Raw genomic sequence first — 23,525 nt, forward strand, 5'->3', positions numbered from 1 at the left:
GGACATGGGTGAGCGCACCGACGGTCTCGCCGTAGAGCTTCACATTTAGCACGGAAACGTCAGCCATCGCCTACCTCCTGATGATGATCGTCGTCATCATCGTCATCGAGACGGTAGGCGCGACGCGGCTCCGAGGACGGGGCTGCATGGACGAGCAGGTTTCTGAGGGCCTGTGCGCGGTTCGCGGCCTCTTCGATTTCTTTCAGTCTCTGCGCGGGCAGGCGCACGGCCTCATCGATCCGCCGCTGGTTGTCCGCGATTTTTTGCAGGGCGCTCAGCGGCTGGGTGATGCGCTTGATGGAGTCGAGATAGTTGTCGATCGTCTTGAAGTTGCCGATCGTGCGCAGGTTTTCCTGAATCTTGTTCAGGGCGTTCAGATCGGGAAAACTCAGGCGCAGCTTGTCAACCGCGTCGAGCGAGCGCTGCAGCTCCTTGACCGCGCTGCGGTACGTCTCGGTTGCCGGGACGGCGGGGGTGATGCTGCGGACGACGCTGTCCACAGCCGGCAGCGCCTTGCGCGGCACCAGCCTGACTTCCAGGTCGAGCGCGCGGGCCAGTTCGATCAGGCTCGAAAGGCGAATATCGGCGTTGCCGCTTTCGATCTTGGAGATATGGCTTTGCGGCACGCCGGTGCGGGCGCTCAGCGCACGCTGGCTGAGCCCCTTGGCTCCCCGGCCCTTTTTCAGGGCCTCGATGATATCTTCGCTCGCGTATGCCATGATCTGTTATCGCATATCAATTTCTGCTATTGATCTAATATAGCATATCAGGTGTTAGATTGCAATATCTGATCTATAATTGCATATTGCCTTGCCTGGACGATCTATTTTAGCATATCAGGGCCGCAATCGACGACGGAGGTGCCCGCCATGAATATCCTGTTCGTCAGGTAGCCTTCGCAACCGGCTGGTATGCGAAGGAGCCCACATTTGCGTTCGCCTTCAACAAGGTGCATGTGATGCAGGCGGTCGAGCTTGTGTATGATCGCCGGGTCGATTTTGTCGAAGGGGACACTGTCGTTGCCCCAGGTATCGAACTCTATCACATAGCCCTGGGCATCTGTCCGTCCGAGTGAACACGACACGTGGATGGGTTTTGCTGGCGGTGGATGCAGCGCACTTCATCGACAATATGGTGGAGCGGCGACCCTATCCCATCTATCTCGACCTCCATGAGACCCTGATGGGCTATGATCGCCTTGCCGAGTTGTGCCCGAATCCGGAGCTTCTCATTGGCGGGCATGATTCCAGCGTCATCGAGCGCTATCTGTCGCTTCCAGGCTTCGAGGGAAAGGTTGCCGCCTTGCACCTTGCGCCTTGCTCCTGAAGCTGTGCCGAAATTTGATGTTCCGGCTGGATTGGCGATCCCGAGCGACCGGTCACCAATCCGGCAACAGACGCTGTCGTGGGGCACGTCCCGCATCTGGATGGTCAGGCATCGCAGGCGGCAACAACCGCAGCCGTCACCGCTTTCCGCGGGGAAAACCGCTGAGGGAAGCGCGGTCGGAAATCGAGTAACCGAGCGAAGATTGGTTATGGTTCGGGCAATGCTTCTTCTGTCCGTCAGCCAATGGTTTCGGCAAGAAAGTCCACGAAGACTCGCGTCTTCATCGGCAGAAACCGGGCATGGGGGTAGACCGCAAATACCCAGCTCTCGGCGATCGTCCATTCGGGCAGTATCTGAACCAGACGGCCGGTCCTGATGTCGTCGTCGATCAGAAAGCCGGCAAGCAGTGCGATCCCCTGTCCGCCGAGCGCGAGCTGGCGCAGCGCTTCGGCGTTATCCGCCCGCACCACCGGATCGATCGGCACTTCCACCTTGCGGCCGCGATGCGACAGCCGCCAGCGACCTTCCTCCATCAGAGGGCTGAAGTGGAGGCAGGCGTGGCGGCTCAGGTCGGCAATCTGTGTCGGATGGCCGAACCGGTTCAAGTGGTCGGGAGAAGCGCAAAGGAACCGCTTGTTGGGCGCAAGCTTGCGTGCCACGTAGTCGCCGGTTTCCAGATTTCCGATCCGTATACCCACATCGGCGCGTCGCGCGACGAGGTCGACGAAGCGGTCGTCGAAGGACAATTCCAGCTTGAGCTTGGGATAGCGCCGCATGAATTCGGGCAGTAGGGGCGCGACCCGAAGCTGACCATAGAGGTTCGGAAGGGTGACCCGCAGCAGGCCCTGCGGCTCGCGTGCAAGCTTCGAGACCGCCGCGTCGGCCTCTTCTGATCGGGCCAGGATGTCGACGCAGCGATCGAGATAGAGCGCGCCGACTTCGGTCAGCGTCACGCGCCGCGTGGTTCGCTGCAGGAGGCGGCAGCCCAGCGAATCCTCGAGCTGAGCAACACGCCGGCTCAATGCAGACGGGCTGATGCCGAGCTCGTTCGCGGCATCGGCGAAACTGAGTTTCTGGCCGACGGCGACAAAGGCACGCATGGCGCCGAAGCGATCGAGATCCTGCAGAGGCATGGGCACCCGACTGATGCATTGAAGTGAATGGTTCAGTGCAAGATTGGCCAGTTATCTCCAAGCATCAATCAGGCAGAGTGTCGCCACCCGAATTGGAGATATTTGCCATGCCCGACTTCTCATTTCCGAAATTGCGCGCTTGCAGAATGTTCAGCAATGGATCGTTCAGGCCGCGCGCCCTGCGAAGCGTCAATCTACTCAGATCGATGACCGACCAGAAGAGATATACGTTGCACCGATAGGATGTTCCGAAGTCCTCCACGGCGTGGTTGCCGCGATCGACTATTCGTTCGTTGACCGCACCAAACTCTTGCAAGCACGCCCGATTATCGCTGCCGAATTGCGTGCCAAGCTGACATTGCCGGGGTGACCGGTTGCAGAGGTGCCTCATGTTCTCGCGGCTTGGCTCCGCGTCGCCTGGCCGGCCGTAAGCCAGCAGCGCAATGGTGAATGCCGCTCCTGGTCGGCGGTCACATCTTGAAGTCCCTGCGGAACGTCGAAGGAGAAATCCATGGTCAAGTTCAACGTCAATGGCGAGCGGTATACGCTCGACGCCGATCCCGACATGCCTCTCTTGTGGGCCCTCCGCGACCTTCTTGGTCTGACAGGCACGAAATTCGGCTGCGGCATCGCGGCCTGCGGCGCCTGCACGGTTCATGTCGACGGAGAGCCGGTGCGGTCCTGCGTCATGCCGCTGGCCGCGCTCGAGGGTGCGGATGTGGTCACCATCGAGGGGCTTTCCTCAGACAGCACGCACGCGGTTCAGGCCGCCTGGATCGCCAACCAGGTCCCGCAATGCGGCTACTGCCAGTCCGGCATGATCATGGCTGTGGCGGGGCTGCTGGGGTCCAATCCCCAGCCGAGCGACGCGGACATCGATGCCGCGATCACCAACATCTGTCGTTGCGGAACGCATCAGCGCATTCGCGCCGCCATTCACGATGCTGCGGCCAAGGTGTGAGGTGGCGGAGATGAACACTATCGTCAATCTCAGCCGCCGCACCTTCCTGGCGACATCAGCTACCGCTGCAGCTTCGCTGGTGCTCGGTCTCACGGTGCCGACACCCACTTTCGCAGAGGACGAGGGCGAGCCCTCGGCGATCAACGCCTTTGTCAGTCTCTCGGATGACGGGACGACCACCATCCTTCTCAACAAATCGGAGATGGGGCAGGGCATATTCACCGGCATCGCGATGCTTGTCGCCGACGAACTCGACGCGGACTGGGCGCGCGTGCGGGTCCGATCCATCACCGATCCCCACCGGGAAGACTACTGGACCCCGTCCTATGCGGGCGTCGGCACGGGAGGCAGCCGAAGCATTCGCGAATCCTGGATGGATTTTCGCCGTGCCGGCGCTGCCGCGCGAGACATGCTGGTGACCGCCGCTGCACAGCGCCTGGAGGTGCCGAAGGATCGGTTACGAACGGAGAACGGCTACGTGATCGACGAAGAGAACGGCATCCGTCTGGATTATGGTGAACTCGCCTCCCTTGCGGCCGAGCAGGAGCCTCCGGCCGAGCCCACCCTGAAAGATGCCGACCGATGGAAGCTGATCGGCCATGCGATCGAGCAACTCGACATCCCCCTCAAGGTGAACGGCAGCGCCGTCTACGGGATCGATGTGCGTTTGTCGGACATGCTCGTGGCGACCGCAATGCAGTCGCCCGTTCCGGGCGGCACCGTGGCCGATGTCGACGATGCCCGGGCCCGGGCCATGCCAGGCGTCGCCGCGATCGTGCGCGACGAGGGCTTCGTCGCGGTCGTCGCCGAGACCTACTGGCAGGCCCGCCAGGGTCTCGAGGCATTGCAGGTCACCTGGAGCGCCCCCGAACTCGTCGATGAGAACACACAGGCGATGATGGATCGCTTTGCGGCCGCCTTGGACGGCGAGCTGATCGCTGCGGAAGGGGAGGGAGACACGGCCGCCGCGCTCTCGTCGTCCGGTCGGGTGATCGAGGCCGAATATCAAGTGCCGATGATTGCCCATGCCTGCATGGAGCCGCTCAATTGCACGGCATTGGTCGAAGCCGACGCGTGCACCATCTGGGGACCGTTGCAGACACCGGGCTGGGCCCAGGGCGTGGGTGCCGGGGTGGCCGGCGTGCCTATTGAAAATGTCGTGGTGAACACGACCTTCCTGGGCGGGGGCTTCGGCCGAAAGTTTCTGGTCGATTTCGTCGCTCAGGCGGTTCTGATCGCAAAGGCTGTGCCCGGACGCCCGGTCAAGACGGTCTGGTCGCGCGAGGAGGATTTTGCGCAAGGCTTCTTCCGTCCCGCGGCCCTGCACCGGATTCGGGCCGGGCTCGACAACGATGGAGCGCTCGCCGTCTGGGAGCACCGGCTGGCGCAGCCCTCGATCCTCCACCGTTGGCTGCCGGAAGGCGGCGCCATGCAGACCCCACTCGAGCGCGTGGCCGCCGAATCTCTGCCGGGGCCTATGCTGGAGGCGCGGCAACGCTCGGTGAAGGAGATCGACCCGACGATCCCAGAGAGCATCGCCAGCAAGACCTATTACGCGATCGGAGCGCGAAGCCTGAAGCTCGCCATGCCGCCCTCCAGCCTGCCCGTCGGCATCTGGCGGTCTGTCGGCAGTTCCGGCAATGCCTTCGTGTTCGAGAGCATGGTCGATGAACTCGCCCATGCGGCGGGCGAAGACCCCTTTCGGTTCCGGCGCCGGCTGCTTGAAGCGTCACCGCGTCATCTGGCGGTCCTCGATCGCGCAGCGGAGTTGGCCGGTTGGGAGAAGCCGGCCGCGGAGGGACGTTTTCGGGGCATTGCGCTCGATGCGTGCTTCGGCAGCATTGCCGCGCATGTGGCGGAAGTCTCGGTTTCAGAAGAGGGCTTGCCACGCGTTCATCGGGTCACGGCAGTGCTCGATTGCGGCGTCGTCGTCAACCGGCGTGCGGCTTTGGCCCAGATCGAGGGTGCCGTCATGCAGGGGGTGAGTGCTGCCCTTGCAGAGGCGATAACCTTGGAGGAAGGCCGGGTGGTGGAGACAAACTTTGATCGCTATCGGGTGCTCACCCTTGCGGAGGCGCCCGTGGTTGAAGCACATCTGCTGGAAAGCGGTGAAGCGCCTGGCGGCGTGGGCGAGCCCGCGCTGCCGCCGGTCGCTCCGGCCGTCTGCAATGCGATCTTCGCCGCGACAGGCGTGCGTGTCCGGTCTCTGCCGATCTCCCAACACGATCTGCGGAGGGTGTGAGGATGCGTGCTGTTCTCGTTTTGGCAACGGCACTCCTGCTCTTTGCGCAAGGCGCGCTCTCGCAGCAGGCAGACGGTGAACGTGTCTTCGCGCGCTGTTCGTCCTGTCATGCGCTGGATCCGGATCGTCGCCGTCCGGGTCCGCATCTCCTGGGGGTCGTCGGCCGGAAGGCAGGCTCAGTGGAAGGCTTTCGCTATTCGCCCGCCTTGCGCGAGGCGGGCGAGGGCGGGCTCGTTTGGGATGAAGCTGCTCTCGATGCCTTCCTTGCATCTCCCAACGATTTCCTGCCCGGAACGACAATGCGTGTTGGGGTGTCGGATGCGGAGCAGCGCACGGCACTCCTGGCCTATCTTCGTTCTGCCTCGCAATAGCAGGCTTATCTGGTCTCTCAAGGAAGGCGACCCACCCGACATTCCGCAACAGAGCCGAATGTCAGTCGCCGAATTGCAATTCGCACGCTGCAGACCGCGCGGTCTCAGCCCGCAACGCCCGGACGGATGATGTAACGCACGTCACTCGAACGTTTCCACACACTGGCGATATCTGGGAGGGATATGACCTCGCAGGGCGGCGCCCATCCGGCCTGCTGCGCCGCGGCCATCAGTTCGCCGGCGGAAGCCAAGTAATCGCGTACCGGTAGGCACCGGTGACGTCCAGCCTTGATCGGCGCGCGGCGGGTCAGCGCGACCCAGGATGCCAGCCCCGCGGTTGCGACAGCAGCGGCACGTGTGTCGCTCAACCCGTCCGGAAGAGACAGGCTGGCTTGCCGCGCTCGCCGATCCGCACATCGGTCCGTCGATCCGCGCAATTCACGAGGAGCCTGGACGCTCCTGGACATTGGAGATGCTGGCCCGACAGGTTGGCGTGTCACGCACCGTTTTCGCGCAACGCTTCAAGCGGAAGGTCGGCGCGACGCCGATCGCCTATCTCACCCGCTGGCGCATGATGCTCGCCGGCGAACGGCTGATCGAAACCCGCGACAGCATCGCCGAAATCGCGGCCTCGCTGGGATATATGTCGGAATACGCCTTCGCTGCTGCGTTCAAGCGTGAAATGGGTTGTCCGCCGCGTCGCTACTTGCGGGAGAGCAGCAGAGTGCCGCGTGCCTGAAGCGTTGAAGCGATCGGGAAAGCGCCGCAGTATGGCATGGTGACGCCGACCTGTCCTGAAGGCGGTGAGCCCAGTAGAGACGTTGCGATGCCGACTGGCTGGGTTTCGGCCCTGTTGCGACGGGCATGCTTCAAGGCTGGCGGTTGTCGTGACGGATGCGATTGTCTGCAATCGCTTCACGGTGGGCCGCCGCCCAATCGGCGAGATGCCTTGCCGCATCGGACAAGGAATGCCCGAGCGGTGTCAGGGCGTATTCGACCTGCGGCGGCGTGGTGTGGCGCACGGTGCGGTCGACCATGCCGTCGCGCTCGAGCGTCTTGAGCGTCCTGGTCAGCATCTGTTGCGAAATGCCGCCCACACGCCGCTTGATTTCGTTGAAGCGCTGTGAGCCCGGACGGAGCGCGACGACCACCTGGATCGTCCACTTGTCGCCGATACGGCTGAGGATCTCGCTTACGGCACGACAGTCGGCCCCGGCTGGCTTGACGGTCATATCCATCTGACCTGCTCCGAAATTTATGCTTTTGACGGCTTCTTTTAAGTCCCATAAATGGCTGTGGTCAACATTTTAGACTTGGTTCCAGGCGTTGCCTCTGGCCGGGTTCAAACACGGAGACCACACGTGAAGCTGTTTTATTATCCCGCCGCCTGCAGTCTGGCCGATCACATAGCGCTCATCGAGGCCGGGCTTGACTACGAGCTTGTCAGCATCGATCGCGAAAAACAGACCGAGGACGGCCGCGATTTTCTGGCGCTCAACCCGAAGGGCTACATTCCGGCCATCGAGATGGACGACGGGACAATCCTGACGGAGAACCAGGTCATCCTCACCTATATTGCCGAGGAAAGCGGCAAGCTTCTGCCCGAAGATGGCATGCTCAGGTGGCGGACATTCGAGGCGCTCGCCTACATGTCCAGCGAAATCCACGGAGCCTACGCCCCGTTCTTCAGGGATTTCCCCGAACCGGAAAAGCAGCGCGCCCGTGAGAAGATCAGGAAGGCCTTCGCACTTCTCGCCGATCAGATGGGCGACAAGGCATTCCTGATCAGCAACGAGATGACGATTGCCGACTGCTATCTCTTCTGGGTCCTGATGGTTGCGCCAAAGAGCGGCGTTGATCTGCCCGAAAATCTGCAAAATTGCCTGGATCGGATGAAGGCAATGCCCTCCGTCATTCAGGCGTTTGCGGAGGAGAAATTGAGCTGACCTGATAGCCCGGTGACAACGCCGCTGCGGCGAGCGCATCCAGATGGCGATGCGCTCGCCAGGGCCATGAGCGGACCGTCTCTCATGGCGGCGTAGCGGGGTATTGGGACCGTTCAGATCCGGGCGCCACCGGTCGCATCAATCATCTGACCCGTCGTCCAACGCGCCTCGTTCGATGCGAGGAAGGCTATGACGTCGGCGACGTCTTCCGGCTTTCCGACACGTGAGAACACCGAGAGCGCTTCGGCGCCGGCGCGCGCATCCGGCAATGCCAGCCACTCGGCATTCATATCCGTCTCCGTCACACCCGGCAGCACGGCATTGACCGTAATCCCGCGCGCTGCAAATTCTGGCGCCAGCGCCAGTGTCAATGTCTCCAACGCCCCCTTGGAAGCCGCATAGGCCGGATGGGTCGGTGCCGCAATCCGGGTGAACCCGGTGGACACATTGATGATGCGGCCATTGTCGCGAATGTGGTCGGCCACTGCCTGGGTCAGGAAGAAGGGCGCCTTGTAATTGATGGCCATAACCTCGTCGAACACGGCTTCGCTCGTCTGCTTCAACGGCAGGGCGGGCGCGATGCCGGCGTTATTCACCAGAATGTCGAGAGCGGCGGAACCCGTCTCGGCGCGCGCGGCTTCGCTGAATTGTGCCCAAAGGCTGTCGGCCGCCTCCTTGCCCTCCCGCAAGTCAGCCTTGACACCAACTGCCTTCACCCCGAGCGCCTCGATGTCGCGAAGCGTGGCATCGGCCGCATCGGCATTCGCCGTATAGTGCACGCCGATCAGCGCCGTGCCTTCCTTCGCCAACGCAAGCGCAACCGCCCGGCCGATGCCGCGTGAACTTCCGGTGATGAGGACTATCTTGTTTTCCAGTCTCTTGGTCATGGATCACTCCGTTGCTAAATTAAATAGTGACCGCTACAATAAGGGCATGAATGCTGCCGTCAACAATTTAATAGGAATCGCTATTTAAATGTCGAATCCAGGTCGCAAACGGGGCAGACCGCGCGCGCTCGATCGCGACGTGGGCCTCGACATCGCGGCTCGCTTGTTCTGGGAACGCGGCTATGAGGGAACCTCAACCGCCGACCTCACGAAAGCCATGGGGATCAATCCGCCGACGCTCTACTCCATGTTCGGCTCAAAGCAGGAACTGTACCGTCAGGCTCTCGAGTTCGGCATTACCCGTGAAAGCGGCCGCCGGATGGAGATCCTGCAATCCCCCCTTCCGGTTTACGACGCCCTCAGGCTGTACCTCTACGATATCGCTGATGGAGACACTCAGCCCGGCAAGCCGCGCGGTTGCATGGTCTCTACGGCCGTTCTGCAGCATGCGGAAGAAAATGCATCCGTCGCGCAGATGACAGCGGCCTTGCGGGAAGCCTCGATGCAGAGCCTCAAAACCCGCTTTGACCGGGCCGTCGAGGAAGGCGAATTGCCGGCGCAAACCGACACCGATACGCTCGCGCGTTTCTATGGTGCGATCATTCAGGGCATGTCGGCGCAGGCCTGCGATGGCGCCTGCAATGCGCGGCTGAAGCGGCTGATCGATCTGGCACTCACGGCCTGGCCTGATCGGACAGTCTCCAAGAGGATGATACCCCAAAACTGATATCGGCATGGTCGACACGAGGGGAACGCCAATATTCCCTAGCGCAAGTCGGCTCTCCAGCCATCATCAAGGTCGGATCCAGCTTAGCCCTTGATAATGGGTGGCATTAGAGTTGGAGCCGGCACACCTTTCTTGCCGGCGCATTGGTCTGTGTCAGCCGCCATCGGCGGACCGAGCGATCTCCTGTCTTAGTTGGTCGACCTTTGCGCCTGCCCACTGCCGGGCGTCGTCGCCGAACACGAGCCGCGCCGGCGCCTCGCCCTGCGAAGCAAGTGCCACGATCCTCTCAGCGAGCAGCTTCGGATCGCCCGGCTGGTTGCCGTTGGCCCCGTCCACGAACGCGCGATACTGCGCAACCGCTTCGGCATAGTCCGGAATGTCGATGCTGCCGAAGCGCGCCGACTTGCCGTCCATGAAGTCCGTGCGCAGCATCCCCGGCTCGACCAGGAGCGAGCGAATGCCGAACGGCGCCACCTCCTGCGCGAAGCCCTCCATCCATCCCTCGACCGCGAATTTCGACGCCGAGTAGACCGCCCCTCCGGCATTGGAGACCAGCCCGCTGACCGACGAGATGGTGACGATGAGGCCCGAGCGGCGCGCGCGCATGTGGGGGACGACCGCGCGCGCGAGGTTCATCGTGCCGAACAGGTTGACCTCGAATTGGCGCCGCACAGCGGCATCCGTGAAGGTCTCGAAGAAACCCAGTTCGGCATAGCCGGCATTGTTGACCAGCACGTCGATCGCACCGAACCGCTCGGTGGTCTCGGCGGCGACCGCGTTGGCGGCTTCGGCGTCGGTGATATCGAGCGTAAGGACGTGGAAGCGATCCTGTTCGTCTCCGAAGGTATCGCGCAGCGCCTCGGCGGACCGCGCCGTCGCCACGACTGTTTCGCCCGCATCGAGCGCCGCGCGCGCAATCTCGCGTCCAAGTCCCCGGCTTGCGCCCGTCACCAGCCAAACCTTGCCCATAGCCAGCTCCTCAATCTTGTCACTGCCACTGACTAGGTAGCCATGCTAATGGATCATGATAACCGTCTAATCACTAATGGGCCCCAGTAGCGAGGATCATCAATGCGTCCGGACCAGCTCGGCGACCTCGCCGTCTTCGCTGCGATCGCCTCCGATCGCAGCTTCACGCGCGCCGCGAGGCGGCTTGGAGTCACGCAGTCGGCGTTGAGCCAGACCATGAAGCGGCTGGAGGGACAACTCGGATTTCGCCTGCTCTCGCGCACGACGCGCAGCGTCGCCCCGACCGCTGCCGGCGAGCGTCTGCTCGCCACCCTGTCGCCGGCACTGGCTGGATTGGACGATGAGATCGAGGCACTGTCCCAGACACGCGGAGCCGCGATCGGCACCGTCCGGATCACGACGGGCAAGCACGCCGCGGACACCGTGCTGTGGCCGATGCTCCCCTCCTTCATGCGCAACCACCCCGGCATCGAGGTGGAGGTGTGTGTGGAGAACGATATGACCGATGTCGTCGCGGGCCGCTATGATGCGGGGATCCGGCTCGGCGAACGGTTGGAGAAGGACATGATCGCGCTGGCTGTCGGTCCTCCGCTTCGCGTCGCGGTGGTGGCCTCTCCCGGCTATCTGGGCGACCATCCGGCTCCGATGGAGCCAGCCGACCTCACAGGCCATCGCTGTATTGCCTACGGCAATGCGCATGGCGACCTGTCTCCGTGGTCGTTCGAGCGCTATGGCCGTGCGGTAACGGTTACGCCAGGTCGCGGGCCGGTGTTCAACGACGGCGACCTGCTGGTGGCCGCCGCCCTTGAGGGTTTCGGCATCCTCTACATCCTGGAAGACCTGGTGGCGGCGCCGATTGCCGATGGCCGTCTTATCCGCCTGCTCGAGCCGTGGTGCGAGCCGTTCCCCGGCTACCACCTCTACTACCCAGACAGACAGGGCTCGACTGCCTTCGAATTGTTCAAGGAGGCGCTTCGAGAAAGCAAGGCCTTATAATGCTTCAACAAATGTGAGCGTCCTTTTGCGAAACTCGACCGTTTGCGGAACATTACCGACAGCAGTTCTTCCATTGCTGTCTTGGAAGCAGACAGGAAGCTTGCCACTCCCCGGTGCGGCCACGGCCGAATGCCAGGTCGGCGCAAGGCCGTGCGTGGCGGATACGGGGCCGCAACCGGAGCAGCTCGAAGCGCGGACCTCAGGGCATTTTGCAGTCAGGTGGAATCACCTGACGACCGCACAAAGGCGGAAAAAGAAGGAAGATAGATCGGGGCAGCGTTTCCATGAAACGATGAACCGACCTAGGGCGGAGACGGCTGAAAACCAACTTCTCCTCGCATTGCCTCTGAGGTTCAGGGATGTGGCATATCGCCGACAAGCCGGAGGTAGGTCGCAGCAGTCCACGAGAAGCCGAGGCCTCCGCATCCCTCACCGGTGACAGGATCGAAATACTCGGCGAAACCTTCCCTTTCGATGGCTGCCACTGTGGACCGCCGAAGCGCTTCGGCGGCGTCAGGTTGGCCGTTCCGCAGCAATCCTTCGACCAGGAGACAATTGATGATAGCCCAGGCGGGTCCCCGCCAGTAGCGCTTGGGCTCCCAGCCCGGAGCATTAGGCTTAGTGGTCGGAAATGGCACCTTGAGCTCGCTTGTCCAGTTCTGCATTTCACCGAGCATTGCCTCAGTAATCTCGTGAGGGAGATCGAGCGCAAGCAGTGGAATGAAGCCGGCCTGAGTAGGGGCGTCGATGGCCTCGCCCGAAACGAGGTCGCGGGATACAAAGCGGGAAAGATCAGGCCGCCATTGGCCAAGCAGCGCGCTGCGGGTCTTTGCGTTGAGGGCGGCGATCTCCGCCGCCTCTTCGATGCGGCCAAACCGCTTGGCCAGGTATTCCAAGTCCTCGCCGGCGCGGAGGAGTATGGCGGTCGTCTGGATTTCGGCGATCTTGAACGGCGCCTTATCCCATTGCGACGCTGGATCCCAACCGCATCGTGCATAGATGTCGACCAGATGGATGAAGCGGGCGTAGTCATCGTCCCGCGGGCGCATTGACGCATTCACATGCCCGATATCCTTGCGGAGGACGGGGGTCTCGGTTGTCGTTGGGACACGCGCGAGCGCGACATCCCAGGCGGGCGAATTGTCGCTGCCGCTTTCCCAGGGGTGGAGCAGCGTGACGAGTCCGGTGCCTTCCGGGTCGCGTGCTCGATACCACCACCGCTGCCACTTCAGCGCCGCCTCGTACAGCGGCAGGACGCGCGCGCGGTCGCCGTCTCCAGCGCGGTCGTGCAGCGTGCGAAGCGCGACGGCGAACATCGGCGGTTGGGTGATTCCCGACGTCGCAACCGCGTGATGAGTGCGCCAGACGTCCGGTCCGGGAAAATAGGTGTCGCTCTTCTGGTGGAAGACGATGTGCGGGATCATCCCGTCCGCCCATTGTCCCTCGACAAGGCGCTCCAGCTCACGAAAGGCCCTGTCGATGTCGTAGAGGGCGAAACCCATGGCCACGAAGGCCGAGTCCCAGTTCCATTGAAAAGGATAGAGCCCATCGGTCGGCACCGTATAGCCGCCACGGTCGTTGGCCACGAGGATTGCCTTCGCCTCGTCGATACGGCTGGTCATGCACTTCGCTCCGAATTCAGGGGGTGGCCGGATAGGCCTTGCCGCTGTCGGGCGAAAGCCAGGTAAGGCGGTCGCGATCCAGCTTCAGGCCGATCGTGTCGCCGCCCCTCACTGTTTCGGAAGCCGGGAGAACGATTCGGACCAGCTGGTCGCGGATAGAGCCGGTTAGCAGCAGATGGGAGCCCATCGGCTCCGCGACGCGCACATGCATCGGCAACCCGTCCGCCGTCGAGACCCGCTCAACGGCTTCGCCGCGCAGGCCGAGAAGGATCTCGCCGGTTGCGCCGGCAGGCACGGCGAGCTTCTGGCCTCCTGCTTCGACCTCGCCTGCGATCACTGGAAGCCTGATGAAGTTCATCGGCGGGCTGCCTATGAAGCCGCCGACAAAACGCGTCCTGGGATGATTGTACACTTCCACGGGTGTGCCGACCTGCTCGATGACGCCGTAATGCATGACAGCGATCCGATCGGAAAGGCCCATGGCCTCGGTCTGGTCGTGCGTTACATAGATCGTCGTCGTCCCCGCCGACTGCAGAACGGTCTTGAGCTCGGTACGCATCTCCAGGCGCAGCAACGCGTCAAGGTTCGACAGCGGTTCGTCCATCAGCAGCACCTTGGGTTCCACCGCGAGCGCGCGCGCGACCGCGACTCGCTGACGCTGGCCTCCGGACAATCTGTTCGGATAACGGTCGAGATATTCCTCGATGTGAAGCAGTCCTGCTGTCCTCTCGACTTGAGCCTTCACCCGGGCATCGTCAGCCTTCTGCATGCGCAACCCGAATGCGACGTTCTCATAGACCGTCATGTGCGGAAAGACGGCATAGTTCTGGAACACCATCGCCAGCCCGCGATCTTTCGGGGCAAGCCCAATGACCGTCTTGCCGCCGATGCGCACGTCTCCCGCCGTGGCCGTTTCGAGACCGGCGATGATGCGCAAGAGCGTGGTCTTGCCGCACCCGGACGGGCCGAGCAGCGAGACGAATTCTCCGTCGCCGATCGTAAGCGAGACGTCCTTCAGCGCATGGAAGGCCGCAAAGGTCTTTTGAACTCGATCTATGATGATGTCGGCCATGGAAAACGGTCCGTTACTTGGAGGATATGCCCCAGATCGCGAACAGGTAACGTCTGACCGCGAAGATGAAGACGACTGAGGGAAGAATCAGCAGGAGGCCGCCAGCGAAGCGAAAGTGCATGGGGCTTTCCGAGAGCACGGTCAGCAGGTAGGCCGTCAGCGTCCGGTTGCGCACCGTCAGCACCGAAGCGGCGAAGACCTCGTTCCACGATATGACGAAGGCGAAGACGGCCGTTGCGACAATGCCCGGCATGGCGAGCGGAACGACGACCTTGAAGAAAGCCTGTACGCGGCTGCAGCCGAAGATCCATGCTGCCTCTTCAAGCTCCCTCGGCACGCCGAGGAAAATGCCCTGTGTGACAAGCGCCGCGAAGGGAAGTGCAAGCACGGTGTGGATCAAGCCGACTCCGTAGACGGTGTCGTAGAGACCAAGCCGGATGAAGGACACGGTCAGCGGCAAGGCAAGGATCGCCAGAGGAAAAGCGCGGGTGAGCAGCACGAGTAGCCGGTAGCTGTCCTTCCCGACGAAGCTGTAGCGGGCGAGCGCGTAGCCGGCCGGAGCACCGAGCGCGATCGAGAGCACGACGGTGATGCCGGCCGCGCCCAGTGAGTTCAGGAAGGACTGCGTGACCCCCTCGCTCCTCAGGAAGAGCAGAAACGGCTCGATGGAGATTCCGGTCGGCAAACCGGTCTTCGGCCATTGGTAGACCCCCTGCCGGCCTCCGAGCGCCCCGAGCGCGACCAGGTAGATCGGCACCAGGACCCAGGCGCAGAGCGCCGCTATGCCGCTCCAGACGAGCCAGCGCCTGGATGACGGGAAGTTCGCAGGGGTCGCAGATGCGGCGCTCATGGCAGGCGCTCCGGATCAACCTTTATGGCCTTCAGATAGACGACAGTCGCGGCCAGCGAGATGACCATGATCAGCACCGCATACGCGCCTGCGACGCCGTAGTTCTGGTTCTGGTTCTGCCAGGTATACGCCTCGCCGACGAGGACCGGAAAGTTGCGCCCGCCCAGCGCATAGACGACGGCGAAGACTTCGAAAGCGAGCACGGTGCGCAGGATGAGCGCCGATTGCAGGGCGGGCCGTATCAACGGAAGCGTGATACGCCAGAAGCGGGTCCACGGTCCGGCGCCGAATATCTCCGCCGCCTCTCTGTATTCCCTTGGAACCTGGTTGAGGCCGGCGACGATGATGACCATGACAATGGCTGTGCCGCGCCAGATCTCAGCGACCGCGATGCCGACGAAGAGCGCGACTGGCGTCTGGTATGTGAGCCATGCGGTCTGCCGCTCGATGAGCCCCAGGCCGAAGAGCAGTGAGTTCAGGTAGCCGGTGTTCTGAAGGATCGCCAGCCACACCATGCCGGCGGCGAGATCGGATATGCCGAGCGGAATGGTCCATATCCACAGGATGGTTTCCCGGCCGGCCCCGATCTTGGCAACCAGCGTTCCCATGGCGAGGGCGATAGCGACCTGGACCGGAACCACCGCTAGTGCCAGCAGGAAGGTGTTGCGCAGCGAAGGGACGAAGTTGAGGTCGTTCACCATCGTGCGCATGTTCGCGAGCGACGGCGCGCCGTTCTCGGAAAGCGCCAGCCAGATGGTCTGCACGAGCGGAGCGACGAACAGCAACGCCAGAAACGCGACCGATGGCAATATCAGCAGGTAGGGTGTCCAGGATCGGTTGCTTGTCATCTGATAACGCCGTTGACGGAAACTGCGGATGCCGGGCCACACGCGTCCGGCATCCGCTAGCCTTCGCGAGCCTATTCTACCGGGCAGGCCCCTTCGCTTGCTGCGTCCGGTGCCCAGCACGGTGCCGTGGTGTCGGCCATCAACTGGCCCAGCACCTTGCCTTGTGCCTCGAGCACGTCGGCGACGGGCTCGCCGCGCAGCACGATGCGCTGGAACGCGTCCATGTAGACCTTGTTGAATTCGCCACCCTTGTCGCCGAGGCCGATCGGCAGCAGCGAGATCACGGCATCCTTGGACGTCTGGATCGCGTTCACGGCTCCGGCCAGCAGCGCGACGCCCTCGTCGAGGTCTGGCGGCAGGGTCACGTCAAGCGTCGGAAAGAAGCCGACGAGCGAAGCGGTCAGCAACTGGGTGTCCTGCGTCGACAGGTGCTCGATCACCTGCTCCGCACCGGCCCTGTCCGGGGCGCCTTTCGGGATGGCGAGACCCGCGACGACCGGCATGTAGCCGCGGCCCTTGGGCCCCGCCGGCGCCGGGAATGCGACATAGTTGTCGGGCGCCGCCGAAATGGCGTTCTTCAGGCGCGCCACATGGTCCCATGCCACCATCACCTCCCCGGCAGCCAGGGGTTCCTGCATGAAGTCGTAGTTGGTGGAATTGGGGGAGACGACAGCCCAAAGCTCCTTGAACTTCTCCCAGCCGGCGGCTGCGTCCGGGTTCTTGAAGGTGCGCACCACGCCGCCGGTGAAGGACGGATAGAAATAGCCCTCGAAGTAGCGCGCCATGAGGCCTTTCGGTCCGGCCGGGAAGCCGATCTGCGGCTGGCCGGTCTTCTCGGCCATGGTCTTGCCCCAGGCGATCAGCTGGTCATAGGTGAGGGCGTTGATGTCGGCGCCTTCCGGAAGGTATTGCAGAGCATCCTTATGGGCAGCCATCACATAGGTCGCCTGCATCCAGGGGATATATTGCTGCGTCTGCTTGCCGAGCTTTCCGAGATCCAGAAGCGATTGGGGGATCCGGCCGGCGAGCTTTGTTGCCAGTTCGTCGAGCGGTTCAAGCGATTCCTTGTCGGCGAGCGGCGACAGCTCTCCATGCAAGGCGCCGACGAGACTGATCGTATGCGTGCCAGCCTGGCGCTCGGCTTCCATGCGTACGGCGAACTGCGGCGGCTCCTCGACCACGTAGTCGACCTTGCCCTCGAGACCCTGCAGAATCTGTTCCCGCACTGCGGTCGCCTCCTCGATCGGGCGGAGCTGCGTCGACAGGAAAATGGTGTCGGCGAGAACCGGCGACGTGAAGGCCATGATGGTGGTGGTGAGCATTGCGGCGGATATGAAAGTTTTCATCGAACTCCTCCTACTTGCTTGACTTTGAAATGGGCCCGGCGTTGCCGGCGGGTTCGTGGCTGGCACGATCGACGAATTCGACAGGATGAAGCTCTTGAAGCGTTTCGGCGGGTTCGCCCGCTATGGCGCGCAGCAAAAGCGAAGCGAACCTGGCGCCGAGATTCTCTCCGGTCACGCGCATCGTCGACAGCGCCGGACTCACATACGCGCCCATCGGAAGGTCGTCGTGACCGACGACCGCGATGCCGTCGCCACCTCTTGTTTCCCGCAAGGCCCTGAGGGTTCCGATCGCCATTTCGTCGGTGGAGCAGACAAGGGCCGTGGGTGGCGAAGGGCGCTGCAGGAGATCGAGCGCGGCCCGATATCCGCCAAGCTCCGTCGGCGCATTCTCCGAAAAAAGGTCTGGCACGAAACCAGCCTCGTGCATGGCCGCTGCCCATCCCATGCGGCGCACATGCGCGAAGTAGTAATCCTGAGGCGCCGCGATATGGCCGATGCGGCGATGGCCCGCAGCCAGGAAGCGTCGCGTTGCGGCATGGAACCCCGCCTGGCCGTCGCCGTCGATGAATGGATGCGGAGCCGGGTTCTCGGTGCGTCCATTGGTTACAAAAGGAATGCTGCGCGACTGCAGGAATTCGACGCGTTCATCATTCCTGCGTGTGCGCACGAGCAGCATTGCGTCGACACGGCGTCCGTCGACGAAACGGCGGCAGATGTCCAGTTCACTTGCACCACGCGGCACCGGTGCCATCACGAGATTAAGGCCGGCGCTCGCCAGATGCTCGGCGCATCCCGAGAGCATGTCGAGAAAATGCGGAGGGCCGATATGGCCGGGATCGTTCGGCAGCGTGACGGCCACGAGTTCGGCCCGTTGCTTGCGCAGGCGCCGCGCTGATGCGTTCGGCCTGTAACCTGTCTTTTCGGCAGCCGCGCGCACTCGCTCTCGCGTGACGGCCGAGACGTCCGTGTAACCATCGAGCGCGCGAGATACCGTCGTGATCGACAGTCCGAGCGACCGCGCGAGTTCCTTGAGATTGGACAAAGGGCTCCTCCTGCAGGATAGATTACCCAAAACGTTTTGGAGAGCAAGCCAAAACGTTTTGGAAGGTCGCGGCGAGCAAATTCATCATATTGTCCATGAACCTCGCCGGACGTCTTTTCGAAAGGTCTGAGGACGTCGAGCAGCCATTAGGCGAGCGCCGGTCTGAATGATCCTGCCGAAGCTCGCATTTGAACTCGTTGCCTGCAGCGCGTGTCGCGATGGAATGAAAGATCGATGGTCGGAACGGGGGAGCCGCGCCAGAAGCCACCCTTGCCGAAACCATCTCGAAATGTTGCGTTCGGGGCTGACTGCTGCCCGTCTGGTTCCGTACGCTTCATCTTAAGCGGCCATTCCAGCGTTGGAGTGCCTGGTGGGCGGCAGGGGACCATCTCGGCGTTCGCCGGATGTCCGCGAAATCCGGCACTTCAGCCGTGCTTCAGATGCGGGGTGGCTGGACCAACGGAAGCAATGAAGCTTCCCAGGTCGTCAAATCGGCCGCGTTGCGCGTATGTCCGACGGCGTTCTGCCATAACGCTTTCGGAAGGTTTGACCTGCCACTGAACTTTCATCCAGCCGCGATTAGAGCCTCGACCGTTTCTGTTACGCCATGGGGCGCGGGGTGAGCAACCAGCGGAGGCGCGGAGCCTTCAATTTGCGCAGCGCTGGGGCCGGTTGCCGCGATGACCTCGGCGTAGGCTGCCGAGGTCTGTGCGGGCCAAGTCTGTCATTTGATGACTACGAGCCGATTCCGATAAAAGTGCAATATAGTATTTGGCACATAATTTAACTTTATGCGCCACAGGCGATAGACTGAATTCATCGAGATTGGCCCATAATGAATGCGCTCGCGCCCAGGATTAGAGCGGAGAATGAGCGAAGTTGGCGCGACCTACATAACAGATGGCGATGATGAGCCCGTCTGTGCAGAATGCAAAATATCCTTCAGGGCGGAATACCAACCACCCATTTCGGTCATTGGAATTCTCGCTGATATTTCCTCAAAGCGGCCTTGAGCCGAACGTACCGAATTGGAGTATGGACTTCATCTGGCCGCCAACAAAGGCTCAATTGCCGTCACCACCTTTGCTCGGGACTCTCCCTCAAGTGGAAGAATCGGCCGAGGTGGCGCCAGTCTTCCAGAGCCGATCAATTCGACCAGCACGTACATGACCCGTAGACTGCCAAAGGCTTTGAAAGTGTCCCACAAGGGCGTCAACATTGCGTCAATACTCCGCGCTTCATCGGCGTTGCCGCGGCGCGTATTTGGCACAGCCGCGTGCTGATCGGATTCATCGGCGCCGATTGGCTGATCCGAAACAATTCAACGCTACAAGATGCCACCTGAACTACCGTATACTGTCTGGCGTCGTCGTTCACCAAGCGCGGGCAAACGCAGCCAGAGAATTTCCACCACATTCGAGGCACGACCCTTGAACGGCGTTCATACCGCTGTCATCTTCATCCCATGTCCGAAAAAGCACGGTTGCCGCCCTTTGCTGCCTTGCGCGCCTTTCACGCGGCAGCCACCCATCAGCGCTTCCGTGGTGCCGCCCGCTCCCTCGGCATCACCGAATCGGCCGTCAGCCATCAGGTTCGCCGGCTGGAGGAATATCTGCACGTGGCCCTGTTCGAGCGCACCGGAACCGGAGCGCGCCTTACGGCGGTGGGGCGGCGCTATCTGGAAGCGATCGAGCCCGCGATTCGCCAGATCCAGGTAGCCACCGAGGAGGTCACGGGACAGCCGGGGCGGATAATGGTGCGCCTAACCCTGCATCCCACCCTTGCTGTGACGTGGCTCATTCCGCATCTCGATGCTTTTGAGCGTCAGTACCCGAACCTCAATCTCCAACTCGTCACCACCATAGAGCCGCTGAACCTCAAGCGTGAGCAGATCGACCTTGCCATCCGACACGGCAAGGGCCAATGGCCGTCGCTGATTTCAGAACGTCTTCTCGATGAAACCGCATACCCCGTCTGCGCACCTGGATATCTGGACGTGGGGACGGAAGAGAGACCGGAGATGGCCTTACAGCGCGCTCGCCTCATCGTGAACACGCGCTCGCCGGAAGAGTGGGAGGAATGGTGTCGGGTACGAGGTCTTGCCCTACCGAAGTCCATCGCCACAATCGAGATTCAGGGCCAGGAAGACGCCTTGCAAGCGGCGGAGCGCGGCCATGGCGTCGCTATCGGTCGTTATCCCTTCGTTGGCGATCGTCTTGCGCGCGGGGTGCTCGTTGCGCCGTTCGGTTCGGATGACCCGAGCAACCGAGCATATTATCTCTGTCGTCCGGCCAACATCGAACCTACGGCAGCCGTGCGACGGGTGGAGCGTTGGCTGAAGGTGCTGGCCCAGCCTACTTGAATTTCAGTCAAGTGCTGCTGAGGCGAAGTCGTTGGCTTCGCAGCCGCTGTTCTCTCATCTTTCCGAATGACACTTAGCTCAAGTCTTTTGGAGAGAGAGTGATGAAACTACTTCAGACACCGCTTAAACCGGTGCTCGCGAGAATTCGGGATCACTACCTGTCGCAACCGCCGGACGCGGGAAAGCGGCTTGCGCCACTTGGATTTTCACCAATGATCATACCGGATCGACAAAACTGTACATCCAAAGCCGATGTCTCAACCGACAACCTGAAGCGGTGACCATCCTCGAAAACCGCCGGGGGCGCCTTCCGGAGAGATACCGAGAGCGAGGAAGGGGAATTTTAGAAAAGCACTCTCGACAAGAACAACAACGCTGCAATGTAGAAGCATTGTCGCGCGGACCCGTGTATCGGCAACACCATCTGCACAGACAATGGCCGGAAAGCCGATCATGCATTAAGTCTGAAACCGGACCACCTTATGGGGCAGGCCAAACTCGTGTCCGAAGAACAGGCAGCAGGCCATCCAGCGCAGTTCATCCGGAACGCGTCTTGCCGATCGTGCCGGCAGCGCTGAAGGAGTATCCGATACCGTAGACCGATTTTATCGGCGGATCGATATTGGTCTGTTCGAAGATCTTGCGTCGCAGGCGGCTTACCACCGCGTCCAGATGGCGGTTGTCGAAGTGGGTCTGTCGCCTGGAAAGGATACTTGCCAGGGCTTCCCTTGCGCAAGGCAGGCCGGCGTTGGCGATCAAGGCTCCTACGAACGTGTTTTCGGTCGCGGTCAGCTTCACCGACTGGCCGTCCGGTGCGAGCAGCGTCCAGGCGACTGCATCGAGAACCCAAGCTGCAGCCGCATCTTCGGTCATCTGATCTTTCGGCAGTCGGCGCAGCAAGCTGTGAACCGCCGCCGTAATCTCGCGCAGGGTGGTGTGCTTGACCAGGTAGATGTCCGCACCGCTGTCGAAGCCACGCACACGGCTCTCCGTATCTCCGTGTGCCGTCAGCATGATGATGCCGCAATCCAGTTGGGCGCGGATCGTCCCGGCAAGATTGAAGCCGTCGCCGTCGGGCAGGGCAATGTCGAGGATCACGACGTGCGGGAGTGTATCTCCTCGCAATATGGCCAGGAGTTCAGCGGCGGACCCAACCCCGGTCGCTTCGAACCCCTGCAGACACATGTAGTCGACCAGATCGCCTCGCAAGGCTTCCTCGTCCTCGACGATGAGAATCCGGCTCATGCGCGTTCCACCTCCCTGCGCTCTGCTTCGTTTTCGGGCTGAAGACCCGGCAAGGGCAAACGCACGGTGGCGACAGTCCCTCCGCCATCGCACGGTCGCAGTTCTACGGTTCCCCTGTGATATCCAAGCAATTGCCTGCACGTGTGAAGCCCCAGACCGTTGCCGATCGTGCTTTTTGCGTTGGAGGCGCGGAAGAAACGGCGCCCCACATGGCTGAGTTCGTTTTCGGGCACACCTATGCCGCGGTCCGCCACGGTGATGAAGAGCAGCTTGTTGCGGGTGAAGAAGGCGATCTCCACCGGTGTCTCGGGGGGCGAATATTTGAGGGCGTTGTCGATCAGATTGACGACAACCGTCCGCAGCATCTCAACGTCCGCCCAGTAACCCGGGACATTCTCGATCGACGAGAACTGCAATCGCCCGCCCAAGCCGACCTGGTCGAAGTGCCGCTGGACATCCTGTGCCAGCCCGGTAACGTCCAGCGCTTCGACCTTCAACACACCTTCCACCTGCCTCTCGGTGGACAGGAAACGGTCGATGAGCATGGTCATGCGGGATACCGCCGCATCGATGCCTCTCAAGCGTTTCGTGACGGCGTCCGGGGGATGCTTGATCACTGCATCCAGCATCTCGGTGGCATAACGTATCGCGGCCAATGGCGTGCGGAACTCATGACTGACCATCCGTGTGAGTTGTCGCTGCTCCTGACGGGCGGCCTTCTCCGCGTCCAGGCTTGCGGACAACTCGTCCTCGAGGCGCTGTCGTTCGGCCACTTCCTGGGCGAGCGCCGCGTTGCGGTCCCGCAGGTCGAGAGAAAGACGCATGCCGACCATGAAAAGCAGGCAGATGAAGAAGCCGACGATGAACAGATGTCCCTGAAAGAAGTACCAGGCATTTACATCGCTCAGGACCGGTTGGTTGGCGACCGTCGCCGGATACCAGTAGACGAGCGCGCTCTGCAGCAGGCTGGCGACGACATACTCCGCCAGGAGAGCGATCGTGATCCACCGCAGGAAGCTGGGCTGACTCCGGTCCGCATAGAGCGTCCGGATCATGGTCCCCATCATCACGACGGTAAATGCCGTCGATGCGTGGATGCGTAAGGCGAGACGTTCCGGTGCCACCGTCAAGGCAAGGGACCAGAAGACAAGGTGCGCGGCCAGGCAGACGATGCCGATCTTCAGACATCTCGGCTGGCCGAGAAACCGGGCCATGCCGTCTGCCAAAAGCACCAGCCCGATCTTGATCACCGTATTGTCGGTCAGAATCCGCCAGGCAGCAGGATCAGGGCCACGCTGAATCAGGAGCAGCAGCCCCAGAGCGATGGCAACAAAGCCTGCTGCGATGACTTTCAGCTCAAAGAGGTGGCGCCAGGATCGCCAGACCAGGAGCCAGGCGATAGCCTGCAGGGTCGTCGTGCAAAATTCCAGTAGCAGCAGCGTCTTGAGATTCAGCATGGGCTTTTGTTGCCCATGTTCCGGGATGCCGCAAGTTTCTCACACGTCAGTATCGGCGCGATGGATGCATTTTCACGATCTGTCTCAGGAAAAAGAACGTCCATCGTCAGGATTGGTCAGAAA

23 protein-coding genes and 1 pseudogene are annotated in these 23,525 nt (G+C 61.9%); 10 read left to right on the forward strand and 14 right to left on the reverse strand.

All coding sequences use genetic code 11. The features are described from left to right. Positions 1 to 59 precede the first annotated feature (59 nt). Positions 60 to 719: a helix-turn-helix domain-containing protein gene (locus NUU27_RS13830; protein WP_257762701.1), complete on the reverse strand. Its 660-nt coding sequence runs from the start codon at positions 717 to 719 to the stop codon at positions 60 to 62. A gap of 352 nt (positions 720 to 1,071) precedes the next feature. On the opposite strand from NUU27_RS13830, the gene NUU27_RS13835 reads away from it, so the two are divergent. After that, positions 1,072 to 1,326 (forward strand): hypothetical protein, encoded by a 255-nt coding sequence (locus NUU27_RS13835; RefSeq protein WP_257762702.1) that lies wholly within the window; start codon positions 1,072 to 1,074, stop codon positions 1,324 to 1,326. A 236-nt stretch (positions 1,327 to 1,562) separates the two neighbouring features. On the opposite strand, the gene NUU27_RS13840 is transcribed toward NUU27_RS13835, so the two are convergent. Beyond that, positions 1,563 to 2,426: a LysR family transcriptional regulator gene (locus NUU27_RS13840; RefSeq protein ID WP_257762703.1), complete on the reverse strand. Its 864-nt coding sequence runs from the start codon at positions 2,424 to 2,426 to the stop codon at positions 1,563 to 1,565. A 76-nt stretch (positions 2,427 to 2,502) separates the two neighbouring features. On the opposite strand from NUU27_RS13840, the gene NUU27_RS13845 reads away from it, so the two are divergent. The 5 genes from NUU27_RS13845 (at position 2,503) to NUU27_RS13865 (ending at position 6,772) form a co-directional block, all read left to right on the forward strand. Next, positions 2,503 to 2,829 (forward strand): hypothetical protein, encoded by a 327-nt coding sequence (locus NUU27_RS13845; RefSeq protein WP_257762704.1) that lies wholly within the window; start codon positions 2,503 to 2,505, stop codon positions 2,827 to 2,829. Positions 2,830 to 2,970: 141 nt separating this feature from the next. Next, complete coding sequence (locus NUU27_RS13850; protein ID WP_257762705.1) at positions 2,971 to 3,420, forward strand: (2Fe-2S)-binding protein; 450 nt, start codon at positions 2,971 to 2,973, stop codon at positions 3,418 to 3,420. Positions 3,421 to 3,430: 10 nt separating this feature from the next. Further along, positions 3,431 to 5,662 (forward strand): molybdopterin cofactor-binding domain-containing protein, encoded by a 2,232-nt coding sequence (locus NUU27_RS13855; protein ID WP_257762706.1) that lies wholly within the window; start codon positions 3,431 to 3,433, stop codon positions 5,660 to 5,662. A 2-nt stretch (positions 5,663 to 5,664) separates the two neighbouring features. Further along, the gene (locus tag NUU27_RS13860) at positions 5,665 to 6,033 is read left to right on the forward strand and encodes a cytochrome c family protein (RefSeq protein ID WP_257762707.1); all 369 of its coding nucleotides are present in this window, start codon (positions 5,665 to 5,667) and stop codon (positions 6,031 to 6,033) included. 337 nt (positions 6,034 to 6,370) lie between these two features. Continuing rightward, positions 6,371 to 6,772, forward strand: coding sequence for a helix-turn-helix transcriptional regulator (locus NUU27_RS13865; protein WP_257762709.1), 402 nt, complete (start codon positions 6,371 to 6,373; stop codon positions 6,770 to 6,772). 130 nt (positions 6,773 to 6,902) lie between these two features. Here the strand turns inward: NUU27_RS13865 and NUU27_RS13870 are convergent, their stop codons facing one another. Further along, positions 6,903 to 7,271: a helix-turn-helix domain-containing protein gene (locus NUU27_RS13870; protein ID WP_257762710.1), complete on the reverse strand. Its 369-nt coding sequence runs from the start codon at positions 7,269 to 7,271 to the stop codon at positions 6,903 to 6,905. A gap of 51 nt (positions 7,272 to 7,322) precedes the next feature. Between NUU27_RS13870 and NUU27_RS13875 the strand changes: the two genes are divergently transcribed. Further along, the gene (locus NUU27_RS13875) at positions 7,323 to 7,979 is read left to right on the forward strand and encodes a glutathione S-transferase N-terminal domain-containing protein (RefSeq protein WP_308219968.1); all 657 of its coding nucleotides are present in this window, start codon (positions 7,323 to 7,325) and stop codon (positions 7,977 to 7,979) included. A gap of 113 nt (positions 7,980 to 8,092) precedes the next feature. Here NUU27_RS13875 and NUU27_RS13880 read toward each other — a convergent pair whose 3' ends face one another. After that, positions 8,093 to 8,866, reverse strand: a complete 774-nt coding sequence (locus NUU27_RS13880; RefSeq protein ID WP_257762711.1) for an SDR family NAD(P)-dependent oxidoreductase — start codon at positions 8,864 to 8,866, stop codon at positions 8,093 to 8,095. An 88-nt stretch (positions 8,867 to 8,954) separates the two neighbouring features. Here NUU27_RS13880 and NUU27_RS13885 point away from each other — a divergent pair, with 88 nt between their 5' ends. Beyond that, positions 8,955 to 9,593, forward strand: a complete 639-nt coding sequence (locus NUU27_RS13885; RefSeq protein WP_257762712.1) for a TetR/AcrR family transcriptional regulator — start codon at positions 8,955 to 8,957, stop codon at positions 9,591 to 9,593. A 153-nt stretch (positions 9,594 to 9,746) separates the two neighbouring features. Here the strand turns inward: NUU27_RS13885 and NUU27_RS13890 are convergent, their stop codons facing one another. After that, positions 9,747 to 10,562, reverse strand: coding sequence for an SDR family NAD(P)-dependent oxidoreductase (locus NUU27_RS13890; RefSeq protein WP_257762713.1), 816 nt, complete (start codon positions 10,560 to 10,562; stop codon positions 9,747 to 9,749). A 102-nt stretch (positions 10,563 to 10,664) separates the two neighbouring features. Here NUU27_RS13890 and NUU27_RS13895 point away from each other — a divergent pair, with 102 nt between their 5' ends. Beyond that, positions 10,665 to 11,558, forward strand: coding sequence for a LysR family transcriptional regulator (locus NUU27_RS13895; RefSeq protein ID WP_257762714.1), 894 nt, complete (start codon positions 10,665 to 10,667; stop codon positions 11,556 to 11,558). Between the two features lie 353 nt (positions 11,559 to 11,911). Here NUU27_RS13895 and NUU27_RS13900 read toward each other — a convergent pair whose 3' ends face one another. From NUU27_RS13900 to NUU27_RS13930, 7 genes and pseudogenes are all read right to left on the reverse strand, one after another. Beyond that, entirely contained in the window at positions 11,912 to 13,180 is a 1,269-nt protein-coding gene (locus NUU27_RS13900) for an amylo-alpha-1,6-glucosidase (protein ID WP_257762715.1), read from the reverse strand. Positions 13,181 to 13,196: 16 nt separating this feature from the next. Beyond that, positions 13,197 to 14,252: an ABC transporter ATP-binding protein gene (locus NUU27_RS13905; RefSeq protein WP_257762716.1), complete on the reverse strand. Its 1,056-nt coding sequence runs from the start codon at positions 14,250 to 14,252 to the stop codon at positions 13,197 to 13,199. Positions 14,253 to 14,265: 13 nt separating this feature from the next. Beyond that, positions 14,266 to 15,102, reverse strand: a complete 837-nt coding sequence (locus NUU27_RS13910; protein ID WP_257762717.1) for a carbohydrate ABC transporter permease — start codon at positions 15,100 to 15,102, stop codon at positions 14,266 to 14,268. Then, complete coding sequence (locus NUU27_RS13915; protein WP_257762729.1) at positions 15,099 to 15,950, reverse strand: carbohydrate ABC transporter permease; 852 nt, start codon at positions 15,948 to 15,950, stop codon at positions 15,099 to 15,101. Before NUU27_RS13915 ends, NUU27_RS13910 begins: the two co-directional genes overlap by 4 nt. A gap of 71 nt (positions 15,951 to 16,021) precedes the next feature. Continuing rightward, positions 16,022 to 17,296: an ABC transporter substrate-binding protein gene (locus NUU27_RS13920; protein WP_257762718.1), complete on the reverse strand. Its 1,275-nt coding sequence runs from the start codon at positions 17,294 to 17,296 to the stop codon at positions 16,022 to 16,024. A 10-nt stretch (positions 17,297 to 17,306) separates the two neighbouring features. Continuing rightward, complete coding sequence (locus NUU27_RS13925; RefSeq protein WP_257762719.1) at positions 17,307 to 18,338, reverse strand: LacI family DNA-binding transcriptional regulator; 1,032 nt, start codon at positions 18,336 to 18,338, stop codon at positions 17,307 to 17,309. A gap of 565 nt (positions 18,339 to 18,903) precedes the next feature. Beyond that, positions 18,904 to 19,047, reverse strand: a pseudogene (locus tag NUU27_RS13930) (IS3 family transposase); the annotation flags it as partial. Between the two features lie 756 nt (positions 19,048 to 19,803). Here NUU27_RS13930 and NUU27_RS13935 point away from each other — a divergent pair. Continuing rightward, complete coding sequence (locus NUU27_RS13935) at positions 19,804 to 20,700, forward strand: LysR substrate-binding domain-containing protein (protein ID WP_257762720.1); 897 nt, start codon at positions 19,804 to 19,806, stop codon at positions 20,698 to 20,700. A gap of 537 nt (positions 20,701 to 21,237) precedes the next feature. Here NUU27_RS13935 and NUU27_RS13940 read toward each other — a convergent pair. Together NUU27_RS13940 and NUU27_RS13945 are read right to left on the reverse strand one after the other, a co-directional pair. Further along, positions 21,238 to 21,945 (reverse strand): response regulator transcription factor, encoded by a 708-nt coding sequence (locus NUU27_RS13940; protein ID WP_257762721.1) that lies wholly within the window; start codon positions 21,943 to 21,945, stop codon positions 21,238 to 21,240. After that, positions 21,942 to 23,402 (reverse strand): sensor histidine kinase KdpD, encoded by a 1,461-nt coding sequence (locus tag NUU27_RS13945; protein WP_257762722.1) that lies wholly within the window; start codon positions 23,400 to 23,402, stop codon positions 21,942 to 21,944. The genes NUU27_RS13940 and NUU27_RS13945 overlap by 4 nt, the downstream gene beginning before the upstream one ends. Positions 23,403 to 23,525: the final 123 nt, after the last annotated feature.

Source organism: Nitratireductor sp. ZSWI3, from assembly GCF_024655565.1.
Taxonomy (GTDB): domain Bacteria; phylum Pseudomonadota; class Alphaproteobacteria; order Rhizobiales; family Rhizobiaceae; genus Nitratireductor.

Coding starts and splice junctions, on each gene's coding strand:
- NUU27_RS13915 (WP_257762729.1), bottom strand. CDS start 15,950: ATGACAAGCAACCGATCCTGGACACCCTACCTGCTGATATTGCCATCG.
- NUU27_RS13945 (WP_257762722.1), bottom strand. CDS start 23,402: ATGCTGAATCTCAAGACGCTGCTGCTACTGGAATTTTGCACGACGACC.
- NUU27_RS13910 (WP_257762717.1), bottom strand. CDS start 15,102: ATGAGCGCCGCATCTGCGACCCCTGCGAACTTCCCGTCATCCAGGCGC.
- NUU27_RS13905 (WP_257762716.1), bottom strand. CDS start 14,252: ATGGCCGACATCATCATAGATCGAGTTCAAAAGACCTTTGCGGCCTTC.
- NUU27_RS13840 (WP_257762703.1), bottom strand. CDS start 2,426: ATGCGTGCCTTTGTCGCCGTCGGCCAGAAACTCAGTTTCGCCGATGCC.
- NUU27_RS13875 (WP_308219968.1), top strand. CDS start 7,323: ATGGCTGTGGTCAACATTTTAGACTTGGTTCCAGGCGTTGCCTCTGGC.
- NUU27_RS13850 (WP_257762705.1), top strand. CDS start 2,971: ATGGTCAAGTTCAACGTCAATGGCGAGCGGTATACGCTCGACGCCGAT.
- NUU27_RS13940 (WP_257762721.1), bottom strand. CDS start 21,945: ATGAGCCGGATTCTCATCGTCGAGGACGAGGAAGCCTTGCGAGGCGAT.
- NUU27_RS13880 (WP_257762711.1), bottom strand. CDS start 8,866: ATGACCAAGAGACTGGAAAACAAGATAGTCCTCATCACCGGAAGTTCA.
- NUU27_RS13935 (WP_257762720.1), top strand. CDS start 19,804: ATGTCCGAAAAAGCACGGTTGCCGCCCTTTGCTGCCTTGCGCGCCTTT.
- NUU27_RS13870 (WP_257762710.1), bottom strand. CDS start 7,271: ATGGATATGACCGTCAAGCCAGCCGGGGCCGACTGTCGTGCCGTAAGC.
- NUU27_RS13860 (WP_257762707.1), top strand. CDS start 5,665: ATGCGTGCTGTTCTCGTTTTGGCAACGGCACTCCTGCTCTTTGCGCAA.
- NUU27_RS13920 (WP_257762718.1), bottom strand. CDS start 17,296: ATGAAAACTTTCATATCCGCCGCAATGCTCACCACCACCATCATGGCC.
- NUU27_RS13895 (WP_257762714.1), top strand. CDS start 10,665: ATGCGTCCGGACCAGCTCGGCGACCTCGCCGTCTTCGCTGCGATCGCC.
- NUU27_RS13885 (WP_257762712.1), top strand. CDS start 8,955: ATGTCGAATCCAGGTCGCAAACGGGGCAGACCGCGCGCGCTCGATCGC.
- NUU27_RS13830 (WP_257762701.1), bottom strand. CDS start 719: ATGGCATACGCGAGCGAAGATATCATCGAGGCCCTGAAAAAGGGCCGG.
- NUU27_RS13855 (WP_257762706.1), top strand. CDS start 3,431: ATGAACACTATCGTCAATCTCAGCCGCCGCACCTTCCTGGCGACATCA.
- NUU27_RS13890 (WP_257762713.1), bottom strand. CDS start 10,562: ATGGGCAAGGTTTGGCTGGTGACGGGCGCAAGCCGGGGACTTGGACGC.
- NUU27_RS13900 (WP_257762715.1), bottom strand. CDS start 13,180: ATGACCAGCCGTATCGACGAGGCGAAGGCAATCCTCGTGGCCAACGAC.